Below are 15,378 nucleotides of genomic sequence, written 5' to 3' on the forward strand. Positions count from 1 at the left end.
TTTCTTAACCGTGAAAAACACGATGCAGCGAAAGCTCAACATGCAGCGTGAACTGCTCTCCAAAATCGGTCTCGCACATCCTGAAATCGGCCTGATTTTGGGAGAAATTTCTGATCCGGATACGGTTTTGGAAAGTCTTAAAAAAGCAAATCCTGATGAAAAAGTCTCCAAAAAAAATTTGGAAGCGATCCGTCAATTGAAAATCAATAAATACCAATACAATAGGCTGATCAAAAAAGCTCCGTACAACTGGATAGCCAAAATTGCAGGTTTTCAATCCATTTGAGCTGTAATCCAAGCGCTAATTTCCTTCAGCTGATCCGGGTGAAACCATCGGATTTCTTCATCCCGACGAAACCAAGTCAACTGTCGCTTGGCGTATCGTCGGGAATTTCTTTTTAAGAGCCTGATGGCTTCTTCCCGATCATATTTCCCTTCCAAAAATCCGAAAATCTCAGAATACCCAACCGTCTGAAGGGCATTCAGATGTCGCTTCCCAAAAAGCGCATCTGCCTCGTCAAAAAGTCCGGAAGCGATCATCTGATCCATTCGAAAATCGATCCGTTGATAGAGTTCATCCCGGTCCCGGTCCAATCCGATTTTAATAATCTGAAAGGATCGAGTCACTTTTTTCTTTACTCGAAAACTACTGAATTTTAGCCCTGTACCACGAAACACCTCAAGTGCCCGCATCAGTCGCTGAGGATTCTGCCGATCCACTTGTTCGAAATATTCCGGATCAACACCAGATACCTGGGCTTGCAACCATTCCAAGCCCTTCCCCTCAAATTCTCCTATTAGTTGCTTTCGAATGTCGGGATCCACATCAGGAATTTCATCCAGCCCTTTGGTAATTGCATCCGCAAATAGTCCGGATCCACCCGTCATTATAGCCACGTTCCTCTTCCGAAAAATCTCATCCAATATACCCAGTGCATCCTTTTCAAACTTCCGGACATCATAATCCTCCTCGATAGAAAGTGAATTGATCAAATGATGGGGCACAAGTTGAAGTTCCTCGGGAGTCGGCTTAGCCGTACCCAAGTTCATTTCCCGATAAAACTGTCTGCTGTCGCATGAAACAATTTCTGTTGTGAATTTTTTGGCTAGATTTAAGCAAATGTCAGTTTTGCCCACTGCTGTGGGACCGACTACCAGTATAAGGAATTTTTTATTCGACAATGGTTTGAAATTAAAGTCAAACAAAAGTCTTAAGGAATGTAATGAAAAGCAAAAAGGTATTAATCGTAGATGATAATGACCTTAACAGGAAACTTTTTGAGAATCTGATCGGTCAACGTTTCTCATTTGAATCTGCAAAAAATGGTCTCGAAGCGGTTGAATTGGCAGAAGTGTCTACTTTTGACCTCATCTTAATGGACATTCAGATGCCTAAAATGGATGGATTCACCGCTATGAAGATAATCCGCCAAGGCAGGAATTTAAGTTGTCCTATTTTTGCGGTGACGGCTTTTGCAGAGGAATCTGACAGAAATCACTTTTTAGAACAAGGATTTGATGAATTCATCACAAAACCAATCCGGCCAAAAGAATTTCTGTCATTAGTCCAACAGTATCTAAATGGAAATCCAAAAAACAGTACTCAATCATCTGAAATTACAGGTGAAATTTCGGCTACTCTCGACGAAAATGTACTAAACCACCTTTTGAAGTACAGTTCCAAATCGGTGATCAAAAAGATATTTGATGAATTTTTGAATGAATGCAGTGAAATAGAAGCCCTCATCTATTTGCATTATCCCGATGATGGATTGTCCTCAGAATTGATTGAAAAAATCCATGAGATCAAAGGAAATTCAGGAACGCTGGGTGCTATGAAAATTTATAATTCAGCCACAAAAGCTGAAGATTATGGCAAAAAAGAAAATTTCACCCTTTTCGGCGAAGAATTAAAAAATCTGAGAAATGAAATCGGTGAATTTCGTGAATTCTTAAATCAAGCAACTATTTTTGACTTATGAGCGAATCCAAAAAAATTCTTGTAGGCGAGGACAGTTCCATCATCATCAACTTGACCAAAAATGTGCTGGCTTTCGAAAATTATCAAATGAAGGCTGCCAGAAATGGAAAACAAGTGCTGGAGTTTCTGGAAAAAGAGCCATTTGACTTAATTCTTATGGATATCAGCATGCCCGTCATGGACGGTGTAGAATGCACACGACTGATTCGCAGCCATTCAAATCCAGCTGTAAGTAAGCTACCCATCATCGCCATTAGCGGGAATATCCACAATTACACCCCTGAGGAATTTCGGAGGCTGGGATTTGATGATTTCATCCAAAAACCACTCGACTACGACAAAGTGCTGGCAACAGTCAAAAAATTTCTGAGCTGATGGTCATCAAGTACACGAAGCATTTTTTGGACAAAATGGAAAACCTTTTTGCAGCCTCAGAATATATTCTGAGGTATGAAAAAGGAAACTTTAAATCCGGCTATTGTGTCCTGAAAGAAACCAAAATCGTCATCATCAATAAGTACTTTCCGATAGAAGGAAAAATAAATGCCTTGATCGAAATCATCAACGAACTTAATCTCGACCCGAAGGATTTCAAAGAAAAATCAAATCAGGATTTCCTTAACGAGCTCCGCCAAACTACCTTAAAATTTTGAAAATAACTTTTCTTGGAACCGGAACCTCCCAGGGCGTCCCTGTAATCGGATGTGATTGTCAGGTTTGTAAATCATTGGATTTCAGAGATAAACGATTCCGAACTTCAATACATTTGGAGGCGAATGGAGTTTCAGTGGTTGTAGATACTGGACCGGACTTCAGAATGCAAATGCTACGCGCAGGAGTAAAAAGACTGGATGCGGTCATCTACACTCATGAACACAAAGATCACACTGCCGGGCTTGACGATATCCGACCATTCAATTTTTCCCAGAAAATGGACATACCGATTTTTGGGCAAAAACAGGTTTTAGATCAGATTCGAAGGGAGTTTTCATACATCTTCAGCGACAAAAAATATCCTGGCGTACCTCAAGTACAAGCCATTGAAATCACCGAAAATCCCTTCCGAGTCGATGGTCTTCCCGTGATTCCTATTCCTGTCCTGCATTACAAGCTCCCTGTTTTAGGATTCCGATTTGGGGACTTCAGCTACATCACCGATGCTAATTTCATTCCGGATGAATCTTTAAAGCTATTGGAAGGGACAGAAATCCTTGTATTGAATGCCCTTCAAAAGGAATCTCACATTTCTCACTTTACCCTGGATGAGGCGGTACACATGGCGCGGAAAATCGGCGCCAAACAAACCTACTTCACCCATATCGCCCATCGTCTTGGCCTTCATGAGCAAGTCGACAGGGAATTACCTGCCGGAATTGCCTTGGCCTACGACGGCTTGGAGTTAACTTTGGAGTGATGCACCTCAATTACCATTTTCTGAAGTACTTGGCCCCCGCTTTAGAAGAAGCTTATACCGGTCAAAAAATCATCTCCTGCTTTTCACAAAGCAAAGATGAGCTCATCATCGAAACGGAAGGAAAATCTACCATTCGCTATATCCGCGCCCATCTCCTTCCACCACAGGTATACCTCAGTTTTCCTGAGCAATACCACCGAGCAAAGCGAAATACAATCAATTTATTTCAGGAATTAATTGGTGATTCCATCCTGAAGTGTGCCGTTTTCAGCTTTGAGCGGGCTTTTTATTTTGACTTGGAGTCGGGGAAAAAATTGGTTTTCAAGCTTCATGGTAATCGAAGTAATGTGCTTTTGTATCAAAAAGAAGAAGCCACGCCGAGCCTTCTTTTTAGAAATGAAATCCGGGAAGACAAAGAATTGGATTGGAAAAGTCTTGAAAAACCACTCGATCTGAGTCGCGAACGCTTTGTCGAACTCGAAGGAAATGCATCTCAATTTCTCCCGACCTTGGGCACAATTCCACGGGCTTGGCTGAAAGAACGGGGATATCCGGAGGCTGAAATTGAGGAAAAGTGGTCCTTGATGCAGGATCTTCTCGATATTTTGGACACACCATTGTTTGCCTTGGTCGAAAAGCAGGGAACAGTGCAGCTGAGTTTACTGCCTGAAGCTGCACCCCTAAAAACGCTATCGGATCCAATTGCTGCATCAAATGAGTTGTTCTATTTGGCTTTGGTCAAAGGGAATTTTGACAAGGAAAAAAACGCCCTTCTGAAAAGCTATCAGGAGCTACTCAAAAAGACGGTTTCTTACATACAAAAGTCAGCTGCAAAACTGGAGGAACTCAAAAATGCAGCCCCACCCAGTCAACTTGCCGATGTGATCATGGCAAACTTGCATGAATTCCAAAATGGAAAAACTGAAGCTGAGCTTTTGGACTTCTATACAGGAAATCCGGTAAAAGTCACCCTTAAGCCCAATCAAAAGCCTCAACTCCTTGCTGAATCACTTTACCGAAAATCCAAAAACCGGCAAATCGAATTGGATCAAATCGAAAAAACAATCGCCTCAAAAGTAAATCTCAGAATAGAACTAGAACAAAAAATCCAATCCATCGAAGAAATCACTGGGCATAAAGGACTCAAAACCTATCAAAAAACCAACAAGGAGGACAAGGCAATCACTAAAGAAATAAGCGGATTGCCATTCAAGGTTTTTGAATTTGAAGGTTTTACGATTTGGGTAGGTAAGTCAGCAAAGGACAACGATGAAATGCTTCGGGGATTTATTCACAAGGATGATCTTTGGCTTCACGCCCGTCAGGTCCCTGGTTCTCACGTGGTGATCCGGATGAAAGGGATGTCGGCATTGCCCAATACAGTTTTGGAACGCGCCGCAGGCTTGGCTGCTTTTTACTCTAAGTTCAAAACAGAATCATTTGCACCTGTAATTTACACCGAGGCAAAATTTGTAAGAAAAGTGAAAGGTGCCGCTCCCGGTTCCGTAATGGTTGATCGTGAAAAAGTGGTGATGGTGACTCCAATTGGTCCGGATGAAGAAACTGCAGCCCGGAAATAAAAGCTAGCGATTCCGGGAAACCGGAGGCCCAAGACTGATTTTTTTAAACCCCTTAAACAGAATCACTGTTCCTACAATACCAGTTGCGCCACCCACATAAAGTAAAGTCTCTCCCAATTCAGGTTTTGTGCCTAGCAATTGACCTCCGATAATTGTTACAGTGTAGCCGAGTGTTGCGACCAAAATTCCGGTTTGGAGTTGATTTTGGGCTTGATGCAAGTTGAGCTGTACAGCATACAATTCTTGATCTACTTGAATTAGCGCACGCTTAAGCGAATCGAAGGATGCTTGATCTTTGGTTTGCGCAAAGCCATTTAATTGAGTAAAAGCCCCAAAAAAAAGGATTAAAAAAAAGACTTTATTCATTTTATTGATCGATCCAGGATTTGAATTCGTTAACCCGCTCTCTTGCCACGACAATTACCTCTTCACTTTTTGCATTCAAAGATAACACCAGCCGACCATTATGATAAGGTTTCATTTCCAACAGATTGTCTAAATTAATGATGAAGGATCTATTGATTCGGTAAAATTTATTTGGATCCAAAAGTTCAGTTTCAAGTTCATTGAGACTATGATCTATCATAAATTTCTGGGAAGAATTTGAAGTAACCAAAAAGGTGACCCCACCTTCCGCATAAAAAAACGCTATCTCCTCCACCGAGGTAAAGGAAAGCTTTGTTCCAGTTTTAGTTAAAAAGCGTCTTTTGAAAGTTTTTTGGGTATAACGCTGGATAAATTTATCAACAAATTCAGATGAAAAACCCTCTGATACGGGACTTTGACTTAAACTTTCCACTTTCTCAAAAGCTTTGACCAAGCGCTCTTCCTGTATTGGTTTCAGGACATAATCGATGCAGTTATGCTCAAAAGACTGCAATGCATATTCATCATACGCTGTAATAAAAATTATCGGGATCTTAATTTTTTTGTTTTGAAAAGCCCTAAAGCTCAGCCCATCAGCCAGATGAATATCACAAAGAATAAGGTCAAAAATAGCTTGGTTTTTCAGAGCTTGTTCCAGCTCGGAGATACTTTGAACCGTATCTGCGACCACCCAATCAGGACGATGCTTCCGTATGATCGTGCTAATTCGTGCTTGTGCTAGTGGCTCGTCTTCGACTAGAAGTAAGTGTTTTGTCATCGATCAGTGGCAGTTCGACCAGAAAATGACCCGGTTCATCTTCAATTCGAATACTACTGTTTAGAAACCTATATCTATCTGATATGTTTTGAAGGCCGATACCCGAAGAAAAATCAACCACTGTTTTTGGTTGTTTTTTATTATGAATTTTCAGAAAAAAACCGTCAGAAGTAATGGAAACTTCAAGTGGCTTCTTTTTGGTGAAAAAATTGTGCTTCACCACATTTTCTACCAAAAGTTGGAGCACCGCTGGAGGGATCAGTTTTTCAAAACTCGGATTTTTCAAGTCCAATGAAAATCTCAGGGAGTCTTCAAAGCGGATGGTAAGCAATTCCAGATATTTTTTTAGAAAGTCAATCTCCTCTGCCAGGGAAATGAGTTCGTTTCCTTTATTCTTGAGAATGTAGCGATAGATCTCACTCAGCTTTTGAAGATATTGGTCAGCCAGATGGATGTCCTGATGGATCAGCACTGAAAGTGTACTGAGATTATTGAAAAAAAAGTGTGGATTCAGTTGTGAATTAACAGATTCAAGTTTGGCCTCGATGGTCAATGTTTTTAATTTTTCTGATTCAAAAGCTTTCTCGTGAAGCTTTTGATTGAAAAAATAAATTGCATTAATGCAGTTTAGAAAAAGATTGATTCTGGATGTGAACGCTGTAGTGAGAAGAAAATTCTGCCAAGTAAATGAGTACGGTCCGCTTAAAATTAAGCCCGTAGCATGGGAGGAAATAAATGATAAAACCAATACCCCTATTACGCTGATTCCGAATTGAAAAATTAAAGGGTGGGTGGACAAATCATGGCCGGCAATCCTTTTTTCGATTAGTCGATTGAGGCCCCAAACCGAAAACGTCAAAGCCAAAATCAGAATAAACAAAGCAAATGGCTCAATAGCAACCGCAAACAGTCGGTCACCATCAAGGAAATATATATTCAGAAAAGAATAGCTGCCCAAGATTCCGGCAAACCAATGACTGTAGCGATGACTAAACATATTTCCCCTCCTAGCGCTTGATTTAAGCTTCGTTTCTCCTTTTTAAAAAAAATAGAGGAACAGAATTTTTCTGTTCCTCTTTTAATCCATTAGTTTTTCAAAGGGTGGGCAATAGAACACCGTCAATCACATGAACAACGCCATTTTTGATAGCAACATCGGCTACCACAACATTGTAGGTTTTCCCTGCTTTATCAGTGACGGTTACATTGTTACCACTTCGAGTTACTGTGAGCATCTCTCCGGCCAAAGTAGGAACCATCTGCGAACCTGAAGCCAAATCAAAGGAGAAAGCAGTGGCAGGAACGACGTGGAACCCAAGGACCTTGGTAACGGCAGGTAAACCCAGCGCACTCACCATAGCATCAAGTGAACTGAAGCCAAGGCTACTCAGCAGCGCAGAAAAAGCAGCGTTGGTTGGAGCAAAAACAGTGATAGCTTGCGCATTCAAAAGGGTGTTCCCCAGTCCTGCGGCAGTTACTGCCTGAAGAAGTGTAGTAAGATTGGCAGCTTGCGCAGCCTCTACCACATTTGGAAGTTCTATAGTAGGAAGAAGAACCCTATCAATCACATGCACGACACCATTCTTGATCGCTACGTCAGCAGCTACCACATTTGCAGTGTTTCCAAGAGCGTCTCTTACCGCTACTCCGGAGGCTGTTTTGGTTACTGTAAGTTGTTGACCTGCCAAAGTTGTGAATGTATTGGAAGCGGCTAGGTCAGAAGAAAATGCTACAGCCGGCACAACGTGGAATCCAAGCAATTTTTGGAGATTGGCAATACCACCTATTTTAGCGACCAGTTGATTTAAATTTTCAGCTTTGTATGCTTGAAGAGCAGCAGTAAAAGCAGCGTTGCTAGGTGCGAAGACAGTGATTGCGTTAGCATTGAGTAGTGTGTTACCCAAACCGGCAGCTGTCACCGCATTTAATAATGTTGTCAATCCTGCAGCTGTAGCAGCCTCTACTACGGTCGGAAGCTTCAAATCAGGCAACATTACTCCATTAATCACATGGACGACACCGTTTGCAATAGCAATATCAGCGGCCACGACTTGAGCTACTCTACCCAATTGATCTTTTACGGATACAGTTGATCCTGTTTTCTCAACAACGATAGTTTGTCCAGATAACGTAGTAAAGGAATTTGTAGCTGCCAGGTTAGCAGAGAAAGCCACCGCAGGCACCACGTGAAAGCCCAATACTTTTTCAAGGTTGGCAGGTCCACCGATTTTGATTACCAATTCATTTAAGTCTTTTGCCTTAAATACGGTTAGCGCAGCTGCAAATGCTTCGTTGGTTGGCGCAAAGACCGTGATAGCCTGCGCACTTAATAATGCACTTGGTAAACCCGGAACAGCGGTCACTGCTGTTAGCAGTGTAGTTAATCCTGCCTTAGTTGCCGCCTCTACCAAATTTGGCTTTGGCAATTCAATGGAAGGAATCAATACACGATCGATCACATGTACCACACCATTCTCTATCTGTACATCCGCCTGAATAACTCGGGCCACGTTACCAGCTGCGTCAGTGACTGTTACTGCGCCTGGAGTAGAATTTACTCTTAACTGCTGACCAGCAAGGGTTGTAAAAATGTTTACTTCATTCAAATTTCTTGAGAACGCAACGGCAGGAACGACATGGAAACCAAGAACAGTCTGCAAATTTTGGGCTCCTCCTAGTTTGATCACCAAATCGTTGAGATCAGTGGCACCAAAAGTGCGCAAAGCATTTGCAAAAGCGTCATTGGTTGGCGCAAATACCGTAATGGCAGGTTGGTCTTGAAGCGTTGCCTCTAAACCCGGAATAGCACGGACGCTGGCTACAAGTGTTGTTAAGCCTGCTTCATTTGCAGCTTCGATAAGTGTAGGAAAGGGGATTGGTCCCTGATAATCATCACTACACGACAGGATCGAAAAAAACAGCGATCCCATGAGCAAGTATTTGAATAGTTTTGTCATAGTTTGATTTGGTTTATTTGGATCTATAACCAAAGTCAAGTCAACAGGTCTAATCATAACCGCTCAACTGTATAAAAAAAAGGATGAACTGTTAAATTCATCCTTTGAATTGACCTAAAATCAGAAAACTAAATTCCTGTATTTGCCTTTAACCTCACTCAACCAAGTGAATTTTAAGCATATTGGTTTTTCCCTTTTCTTTCAGCGGCATACTGGCGGTGTTGATGATTACATCACCTGACTTCACATGACCATCTTTTTGTAAAGTATTTTCTATATCCGTGAAAGTCGCGTCAGTAGATACCTGACTTTCATAATAGTAAGCTCGCACACCCCAAACCAATGAGAGTTGCGTAAGGAGTTTTTTATTTCTGGTAAAAACAAAAATATTGGCCGAAGGTCGGTGGGATGCCAATCTAAGCCCGGTAAATCCAGAAGAAGTAATTCCAACAATTGCCTTGGCCTTCACATTTCTGGACAATCTCGAGGCCATTAGGATCAGGTTATTGCTGTGGAATGTTAAGTCGTCTTCTTGAATTTTATACAGGTTATGGTAAATGTCTGCATTCTCTTCCAGGTATGTAATGATGCTGGTCATCGCTTTGACGGCATTGACTGGATATTTTCCCGAAGCAGTTTCAGCGGAAAGCATCACGGCATCCGCACCATCCAATACTGCATTGGCGACATCGTTGGTTTCGGCGCGGGTTGGTCGAGGGTTTTGGATCATACTTTCCATCATTTGGGTAGCTATGATCACTGGTTTACAGGCAATCTTACATTTCTCGACCATTTTTTTCTGCCAAAGAGGAACGATTTCCATTGGCACTTCTACACCCAAATCACCTCTGGCAACCATGATGGCGTCTGTCGCTTCGATGATTGAATCTATATTTTCGAGTGCTTCAGGCTTTTCGATTTTGGCGACGATTTTACAATCTTTTCCGGCTGCAATAATCCGCTCTCTTAGATCCAAAATATCCTCTGCTGATCTTACAAAAGACAGTGCAATCCAATCTACATCCTGAGACAGACCAAATTCAAGATCTTCGATGTCCTTTTCAGTCAGGGAAGGTGCAGAAACTTTGGTATTGGGAAGATTGATGCCTTTTCTGGATTTCAAGATTCCTCCGTGAATTACCGTGGTATTTACATTTTTGCCATCTGTACTGTTTACTATTACTTCCAGATTACCATCGTCGATGAGGATTCTGTCGCCGGGAATTACATCCTGGGGAAGATTCTGGTAAACTGTGCTCACCAGCGAAGAACTTCCAATCACAGGTTCATTAGTGATAGTTAACAGTTCTCCAGCCTTTATTTCCACTCCATTATTTTCGACCTCCCCTACACGGATTTTAGGCCCCTGCAGATCTTGAAGTATCCCAAGATTACAATCCAGTTCTTTATTAATTCTTCGAATAATCTGTATGACTTCCTGATGAATTTCGTGTGTTCCATGCGAAAAATTCAATCGAAAAACATTTGCACCGGCAGCAGCCAAACTTTTAATCGTTTCGTAATTATTCGATGCCGGACCGATGGTGGCTAGTATTTTTGTTTTTTTAAATGGGAGGTGGCTCATTGGATTTTAATATGTTAATAGGTTTTCTTTTGATTTAATTTTTGAAATGTCCAGCCGGACCACACTTTGAATAAAGGGGTTTTTAGCAAGTTGATCGACAAATATACTAATACTGGTTTGTTGTGTTTGGTCTTGTACCAAGAGGAAGTAATCCAAATTTCGCAATTCTGGTATCAAATACGCCAATTGCTGGGATGTATTAAGTGCTTTATTTTTTAAAAGTTGGATAAAACCATGCGGTAAAGAAAGTAAATATTGGGAGATTTCCAGCCTAGGTGAGGACAGAAATTCAATTTGAAGATCTTCGGATTTGACCAAATCAATATCCAGTTCCCGATTGATCAACCAAGCCATTTTATAGTCTTTGACAGGCGAAACAAGCCCTAAAAGTTCAAATTCAAAAGTAGGTTCTATGTATAATTTGGTCTTCTTCATGGAGGAAGAAAGGTGATCGAAACAAAGGTAGAAATTTAAATTGACCCATGCGATCAGACAAATTGTATAAAAATTAACTTCGGTCTTTTCTTTGTCAATTAGGTTTTAAATATATTTCTTTGCGGAGTGTTAATAACTAAACTGATCACAAAATGTCTGAAATTGCACAAAAAGTAAAAGCCATCATTGTTGACAAACTTGGCGTAGAAGAGTCTGAAGTGACTATGGAAGCAAGCTTCACCAATGACCTTGGTGCTGACTCTCTAGATACTGTTGAATTGATTATGGAATTCGAAAAAGAATTCAATATCTCTATTCCTGACGACCAAGCCGAGCAAATTGGCACTGTAGGTCAGGCTATTACCTACCTTGAGGCAAACGTAAAATAAGTACTGCTGAATTCATTATATGAATTTAAAAAGAGTTGTTGTAACGGGTTTAGGCGCACTCACCCCCATAGGTAACACCCCCGGAGAATTCTGGAAGGGACTGGCTAATGGTGTGAGTGGCGCTGCGCCTATCACTCGCTTCGACGCTTCACTTTTCAAGACTCAATTTGCCTGCGAGGTCAAAAACCTCGATCTGGACCAGTTTATGGACAGAAAAGAGGCCAGGAAAATGGATGCTTTCACCCAGTATGCCATGATTACTGCCGATCAAGCGATTGTAGACTCGGGACTTGATCTCGAATCCATTGACTTGTCAAGAGCTGGTGTAATCTGGGGATCAGGAATAGGTGGACTCAGAACCTTCCAAGAAGAGGTGACTGATTTTGCCAGAGGAGACGGAACCCCAAGGTTCAATCCCTTCTTCATTCCCAAGATGATCGCTGATATATCGGCAGGTTTCATTTCCATAAAATATGGATTCAGAGGTCCAAACTTCGTAACCGTATCAGCCTGTGCTTCGGCTACCAATGCACTTATTGATGCTTTCAATTACATCCGACTTGGAAAAGCCGACTTATTTATAAGTGGCGGATCTGAAGCAGCTGTATCTGAGGCAGGAGTTGGTGGATTTAACGCAATGAAAGCGCTATCCCAGCGAAATGATTCCCCTACTACAGCATCCAGACCTTTTGACAAAGACCGTGATGGTTTTGTTCTTGGCGAAGGTGCAGGGGCATTGATCCTTGAAGAGTTGGAGCATGCAAAAGCACGCGGAGCAAAAATCTATGCCGAGCTTGTAGGTGGAGGAATGACTGCAGATGCCTATCATATTACTGCGCCGCATCCTGAAGGCTTAGGTGCAAGTAGCGTGATGAAAATTGCTTTGGAAGATGCTGGTCTTAATCCGGAAGACATTGATTACATCAATGTACATGGCACCTCTACTCCACTGGGAGATGTAGGAGAGACCAAAGCAATCCAAAAGGTTTTTGGAGAGCACGCTTATAAATTGAATATCAGCAGTACAAAGTCGATGACTGGACACTTGCTGGGTGCAGCAGGGGCAATCGAAGCGATAGCATCAATCTTTGCTATCAATCATAGTCTCGTTCCTCCAACGATCAATCACTTTACTGACGATGAAGCGTTTGATCCTGGACTCAATTTAACGTTTAACAAAGCGCAAGCAAGAGAAATCAACTATGCGCTGAGTAATACCTTTGGATTTGGCGGTCACAACTGTTCCGTCATATTTAAAAAATACAACTGATCAGAGTGAAAATTTTCCAGAGGCTCGGAATCCACACTCTATTCTTTAACTCACAAGACAAAAGGCTTGCATCCTCGATCAAAATGATCATTGGACGCAAGCCTTTAAATTTGTCCCTCTATCGTCTTGCGCTTACTCCCTCAGGTCTCGGCGAAGAAACGTCCTCGGGGTTTAAAAAATCCAATGAGCGACTGGAGTTTCTGGGAGATGCTGTTTTGGGGTCGGTAATAGCCGAGCATATTTTCAAAAAATTCCCCTATCGAGACGAAGGATTCCTCACTGAAACCCGATCCAAACTCGTAAATCGAGAAACACTCAACGAAATAGGAATAAAAATAGGGCTCAAGAAAACCTTGGAGCAAGTTGTCAGTAATAGACAATTCACGGGAAACAAATCCCTTTTTGGAGATATCCTTGAGGCATTCCTTGGAGCAGTATACCTTGACAGAGGATACAAATTCACCCAAAAATTTATCCTCCAGCGAATATTGCTTCACATGGATCTGGATGGAATGATCAGTACTGTAACCAATTACAAGAGTAAAATTATCGAATGGTCCCAAAAAGAATCCAAAACGGTAGACTACAAAGTTTTGCAAATCAACGGTAACCAACGCTACAAAGAATTTGTTGTAGAACTGAATGTCGACGGGGAGTCTATTGCACAGGGAAAAGGAAGTACAAAGAAGAAAGCCGAACAGGAAGCTTCAAAAAATGCCTGCGATATCCTGAACATTGCCGTTTAGACCTACATTTTTATCAACTTCGTTAAATCTATGGCTGCAATCAAACTAGCAGGTGCTACCGTCAATCAAACTCCACTCGACTGGAAAGGCAATTTGGATAGAATCCTGCAAGCTATCCAAGAGGCAAAATCTGAACGTGTAGAAATTCTATGCTTTCCTGAATTGGCAATTACCGGTTACGGATCCGAGGATCTATTTTTAAGCTATTGGTATCCTCAAAAAGCCTTAGCCCAACTCGGGAAATTGATTCCATTCTGTCAAGACATTACCGTGGCTGTCGGACTGCCGGTCAGGATTCAGGACAAAGTTTACAATACCGTCGCTGTTATCGAAAACGCGGAATTGAAAGGCTTTGTAGCAAAGCAATTTATGGCCATTGATGGCGTACATTATGAATTTCGATGGTTCACTCCCTGGGAAGCAAATCAGGTCATAGATTTTGAATTTGAAGGGAAAAACATCCCCCTTGGGGATCTCACTTTTCATCACAGGGGAATTCATTATGGATTTGAAATCTGCGAAGATGCCTGGAGAGGAAAAGTCCGCCCCGGATACCGACTTCGGGACCGGAAAGTAGATTTGATCTTCAATCCAAGTGCCTCACATTTTGCAATGGGAAAAACTGCAGAAAGAAAAGAGCTATTTGAATACAGCTCTGAAATCTTCAATTGCTACTATTGCTATGTCAATTTGCTGGGCAATGAAGCTGGCAGAATGATATTTGACGGAGAAATTCTCTTGACAAGATCCGGAAAAACAGTCGGCAGAAACCAGTTACTCTCCTTCCGGGATTTTCAGGTTTTTCACTTTGAATTGGAAGATAAAGCTCAGAATATCGCACCCATCCATCCAAAAGAATGGGAGTTTGTTCAGGCTTCTGCCTTGGGATTATTTGATTATTTGCGAAAAAGTAAAAGTAACGGATTTGTATTGTCGCTCTCCGGAGGTGCAGATTCCTCAACGATCGCCGTTTTGGTCGCGGAAATGGTTCGAAGGGGAATCAAGGAATTGGGATTGAATGAGTTTGTAAAAAAACTGGAGCTATCCTTTTCTCCAAAATCCGACAATCCGGAGAAAGAACTCGTCGGAAGACTTCTGACCACAGCTTATCAGGGCACAAAAAATTCCTCAATTGACACGTTTCAGTCTGCCAAATCATTGGCAGAAAGCTTGGGTGCTAAATTTTACTCCTGGACTATTGATGATGAGGTTAACTCCTACACTACAAAAATAGAAACCGCAATCGGAAGAAAACTGACTTGGGAACAGGACGATATTACTTTACAGAATATTCAGGCACGGGCCCGATCTCCAATCATTTGGATGCTTGCCAATTTGAAGAATGCGCTTTTGCTTTCCACTTCCAATCGCAGTGAAGGAGACGTCGGCTACACCACCATGGACGGAGATACCAGCGGAAGCATCTCCCCGATTGCCGCCGTGGATAAGCACTTCATCCTGCAATGGTTACAATGGGCCGAAAAAAATCTGGATCGACCAGGTCTTTCGTATGTAAATTCCCTGACTCCTACGGCCGAACTCCGTCCCTTGGAACGAACCCAAACGGATGAAAAAGACTTGATGCCTTATGCTGTTATTGTAGAAATAGAGCGCTTGGCCATTCGGGACAAAAGATCTCCAATGGATATTTTCCTGTTATTAAATGATGAACTTGGACTTGAACAAACCGTATTGAAGGATTATATCAAAAAATTCTTCCGACTTTGGTCCAGAAATCAGTGGAAACGCGAGCGATTGGCTCCTTCATTTCACCTTGATGAATTCAACGTTGACCCTAAAACCTGGTATCGCTTTCCGATTCTTTCCGGTGGCTTTGCTGAAGAACTCGAACTATTAGACCAAATCTAATCTGACAT

The 15,378-nt window shown here is 41.8% G+C and carries 17 protein-coding genes; 10 read left to right on the forward strand and 7 right to left on the reverse strand.

Annotated features, from left to right (window positions below):
* Positions 1–10: 10 nt before the first annotated feature.
* The gene (locus Q8M62_RS00360) at positions 11–286 is read left to right on the forward strand and encodes a hypothetical protein (protein ID WP_304900130.1); all 276 of its coding nucleotides are present in this window, start codon (positions 11–13) and stop codon (positions 284–286) included.
* On the opposite strand, the gene miaA is transcribed toward Q8M62_RS00360, so the two are convergent.
* Entirely contained in the window at positions 274–1,182 is a 909-nt protein-coding gene (gene miaA, locus Q8M62_RS00365; RefSeq protein WP_304900129.1) for a tRNA (adenosine(37)-N6)-dimethylallyltransferase MiaA, read from the reverse strand. The genes Q8M62_RS00360 and miaA overlap by 13 nt on opposite strands.
* Before the next feature lie 41 nt (positions 1,183–1,223).
* Between miaA and Q8M62_RS00370 the strand changes: the two genes are divergently transcribed.
* The 5 genes from Q8M62_RS00370 to Q8M62_RS00390 are packed head-to-tail and all read left to right on the forward strand — an operon-like array spanning position 1,224 to position 4,975.
* Positions 1,224–1,982: a hybrid sensor histidine kinase/response regulator gene (locus Q8M62_RS00370; RefSeq protein WP_304900128.1), complete on the forward strand. Its 759-nt coding sequence runs from the start codon at positions 1,224–1,226 to the stop codon at positions 1,980–1,982.
* A complete protein-coding gene (locus Q8M62_RS00375) occupies positions 1,979–2,356 on the forward strand; it encodes a response regulator (protein ID WP_304900127.1) in 378 nt (125 codons plus the stop codon). The genes Q8M62_RS00370 and Q8M62_RS00375 overlap by 4 nt, the downstream gene beginning before the upstream one ends.
* Positions 2,356–2,634, forward strand: a complete 279-nt coding sequence (locus tag Q8M62_RS00380; protein WP_092729381.1) for a hypothetical protein — start codon at positions 2,356–2,358, stop codon at positions 2,632–2,634. Before Q8M62_RS00375 ends, Q8M62_RS00380 begins: the two co-directional genes overlap by 1 nt.
* Entirely contained in the window at positions 2,631–3,395 is a 765-nt protein-coding gene (locus tag Q8M62_RS00385; RefSeq protein ID WP_304900126.1) for an MBL fold metallo-hydrolase, read from the forward strand. Before Q8M62_RS00380 ends, Q8M62_RS00385 begins: the two co-directional genes overlap by 4 nt.
* Positions 3,395–4,975, forward strand: coding sequence for an NFACT RNA binding domain-containing protein (locus Q8M62_RS00390; protein ID WP_304900125.1), 1,581 nt, complete (start codon positions 3,395–3,397; stop codon positions 4,973–4,975). Before Q8M62_RS00385 ends, Q8M62_RS00390 begins: the two co-directional genes overlap by 1 nt.
* Before the next feature lie 3 nt (positions 4,976–4,978).
* On the opposite strand, the gene Q8M62_RS00395 is transcribed toward Q8M62_RS00390, so the two are convergent.
* From Q8M62_RS00395 to Q8M62_RS00420, 6 genes are all read right to left on the reverse strand, one after another.
* On the reverse strand, positions 4,979–5,341 hold the full coding sequence (locus Q8M62_RS00395) for a hypothetical protein (protein ID WP_304900124.1): 363 nt from the start codon (positions 5,339–5,341) through the stop codon (positions 4,979–4,981).
* Position 5,342: 1 nt separating this feature from the next.
* On the reverse strand, positions 5,343–6,119 hold the full coding sequence (locus Q8M62_RS00400; RefSeq protein WP_304900123.1) for a LytTR family DNA-binding domain-containing protein: 777 nt from the start codon (positions 6,117–6,119) through the stop codon (positions 5,343–5,345).
* Entirely contained in the window at positions 6,064–7,116 is a 1,053-nt protein-coding gene (locus Q8M62_RS00405; protein ID WP_304900122.1) for a sensor histidine kinase, read from the reverse strand. The genes Q8M62_RS00400 and Q8M62_RS00405 overlap by 56 nt, the downstream gene beginning before the upstream one ends.
* A 97-nt stretch (positions 7,117–7,213) precedes the next feature.
* Positions 7,214–9,076: a fasciclin domain-containing protein gene (locus Q8M62_RS00410; RefSeq protein ID WP_304900121.1), complete on the reverse strand. Its 1,863-nt coding sequence runs from the start codon at positions 9,074–9,076 to the stop codon at positions 7,214–7,216.
* A 154-nt stretch (positions 9,077–9,230) separates the two neighbouring features.
* A complete protein-coding gene (gene pyk / locus Q8M62_RS00415; protein ID WP_304900120.1) occupies positions 9,231–10,661 on the reverse strand; it encodes a pyruvate kinase in 1,431 nt (476 codons plus the stop codon).
* 6 nt (positions 10,662–10,667) lie between these two features.
* Positions 10,668–11,096: an IPExxxVDY family protein gene (locus Q8M62_RS00420; RefSeq protein WP_304900119.1), complete on the reverse strand. Its 429-nt coding sequence runs from the start codon at positions 11,094–11,096 to the stop codon at positions 10,668–10,670.
* 152 nt (positions 11,097–11,248) lie between these two features.
* On the opposite strand from Q8M62_RS00420, the gene Q8M62_RS00425 reads away from it, so the two are divergent.
* The 4 genes from Q8M62_RS00425 to nadE all read left to right on the forward strand — a co-directional run bounded on the left by Q8M62_RS00425 (position 11,249) and on the right by nadE (position 15,370).
* On the forward strand, positions 11,249–11,485 hold the full coding sequence (locus Q8M62_RS00425; RefSeq protein ID WP_026950184.1) for an acyl carrier protein: 237 nt from the start codon (positions 11,249–11,251) through the stop codon (positions 11,483–11,485).
* Positions 11,486–11,504: 19 nt separating this feature from the next.
* Positions 11,505–12,755 (forward strand): beta-ketoacyl-ACP synthase II, encoded by a 1,251-nt coding sequence (gene fabF, locus Q8M62_RS00430; RefSeq protein ID WP_304900118.1) that lies wholly within the window; start codon positions 11,505–11,507, stop codon positions 12,753–12,755.
* Positions 12,756–12,838: 83 nt separating this feature from the next.
* Positions 12,839–13,501 (forward strand): ribonuclease III, encoded by a 663-nt coding sequence (rnc, locus tag Q8M62_RS00435; RefSeq protein WP_305350997.1) that lies wholly within the window; start codon positions 12,839–12,841, stop codon positions 13,499–13,501.
* Between the two features lie 30 nt (positions 13,502–13,531).
* Complete coding sequence (nadE, locus tag Q8M62_RS00440) at positions 13,532–15,370, forward strand: NAD(+) synthase (protein WP_304900116.1); 1,839 nt, start codon at positions 13,532–13,534, stop codon at positions 15,368–15,370.
* Positions 15,371–15,378 lie beyond the last annotated feature (8 nt).

Source organism: Algoriphagus sp. (assembly GCF_030694375.1).
In the GTDB taxonomy this organism is placed as follows: Bacteria; Bacteroidota; Bacteroidia; order Cytophagales; family Cyclobacteriaceae; genus Algoriphagus.

What these genes read in the sequence shown, in the direction of transcription:
- Q8M62_RS00370 (WP_304900128.1), top strand. Translation starts at nt 1,224, where the DNA reads ATGAAAAGCAAAAAGGTATTAATCGTAGATGATAATGACCTTAACAGG.
- Q8M62_RS00375 (WP_304900127.1), top strand. Translation starts at nt 1,979, where the DNA reads ATGAGCGAATCCAAAAAAATTCTTGTAGGCGAGGACAGTTCCATCATC.
- Q8M62_RS00380 (WP_092729381.1), top strand. Translation starts at nt 2,356, where the DNA reads ATGGTCATCAAGTACACGAAGCATTTTTTGGACAAAATGGAAAACCTT.
- Q8M62_RS00390 (WP_304900125.1), top strand. Translation starts at nt 3,395, where the DNA reads ATGCACCTCAATTACCATTTTCTGAAGTACTTGGCCCCCGCTTTAGAA.
- Q8M62_RS00395 (WP_304900124.1), bottom strand. Translation starts at nt 5,341, where the DNA reads ATGAATAAAGTCTTTTTTTTAATCCTTTTTTTTGGGGCTTTTACTCAA.
- Q8M62_RS00400 (WP_304900123.1), bottom strand. Translation starts at nt 6,119, where the DNA reads ATGACAAAACACTTACTTCTAGTCGAAGACGAGCCACTAGCACAAGCA.
- Q8M62_RS00405 (WP_304900122.1), bottom strand. Translation starts at nt 7,116, where the DNA reads ATGTTTAGTCATCGCTACAGTCATTGGTTTGCCGGAATCTTGGGCAGC.
- Q8M62_RS00410 (WP_304900121.1), bottom strand. Translation starts at nt 9,076, where the DNA reads ATGACAAAACTATTCAAATACTTGCTCATGGGATCGCTGTTTTTTTCG.
- pyk (WP_304900120.1), bottom strand. Translation starts at nt 10,661, where the DNA reads ATGAGCCACCTCCCATTTAAAAAAACAAAAATACTAGCCACCATCGGT.
- Q8M62_RS00420 (WP_304900119.1), bottom strand. Translation starts at nt 11,096, where the DNA reads ATGAAGAAGACCAAATTATACATAGAACCTACTTTTGAATTTGAACTT.
- Q8M62_RS00425 (WP_026950184.1), top strand. Translation starts at nt 11,249, where the DNA reads ATGTCTGAAATTGCACAAAAAGTAAAAGCCATCATTGTTGACAAACTT.
- fabF (WP_304900118.1), top strand. Translation starts at nt 11,505, where the DNA reads ATGAATTTAAAAAGAGTTGTTGTAACGGGTTTAGGCGCACTCACCCCC.
- rnc (WP_305350997.1), top strand. Translation starts at nt 12,839, where the DNA reads ATGATCATTGGACGCAAGCCTTTAAATTTGTCCCTCTATCGTCTTGCG.
- nadE (WP_304900116.1), top strand. Translation starts at nt 13,532, where the DNA reads ATGGCTGCAATCAAACTAGCAGGTGCTACCGTCAATCAAACTCCACTC.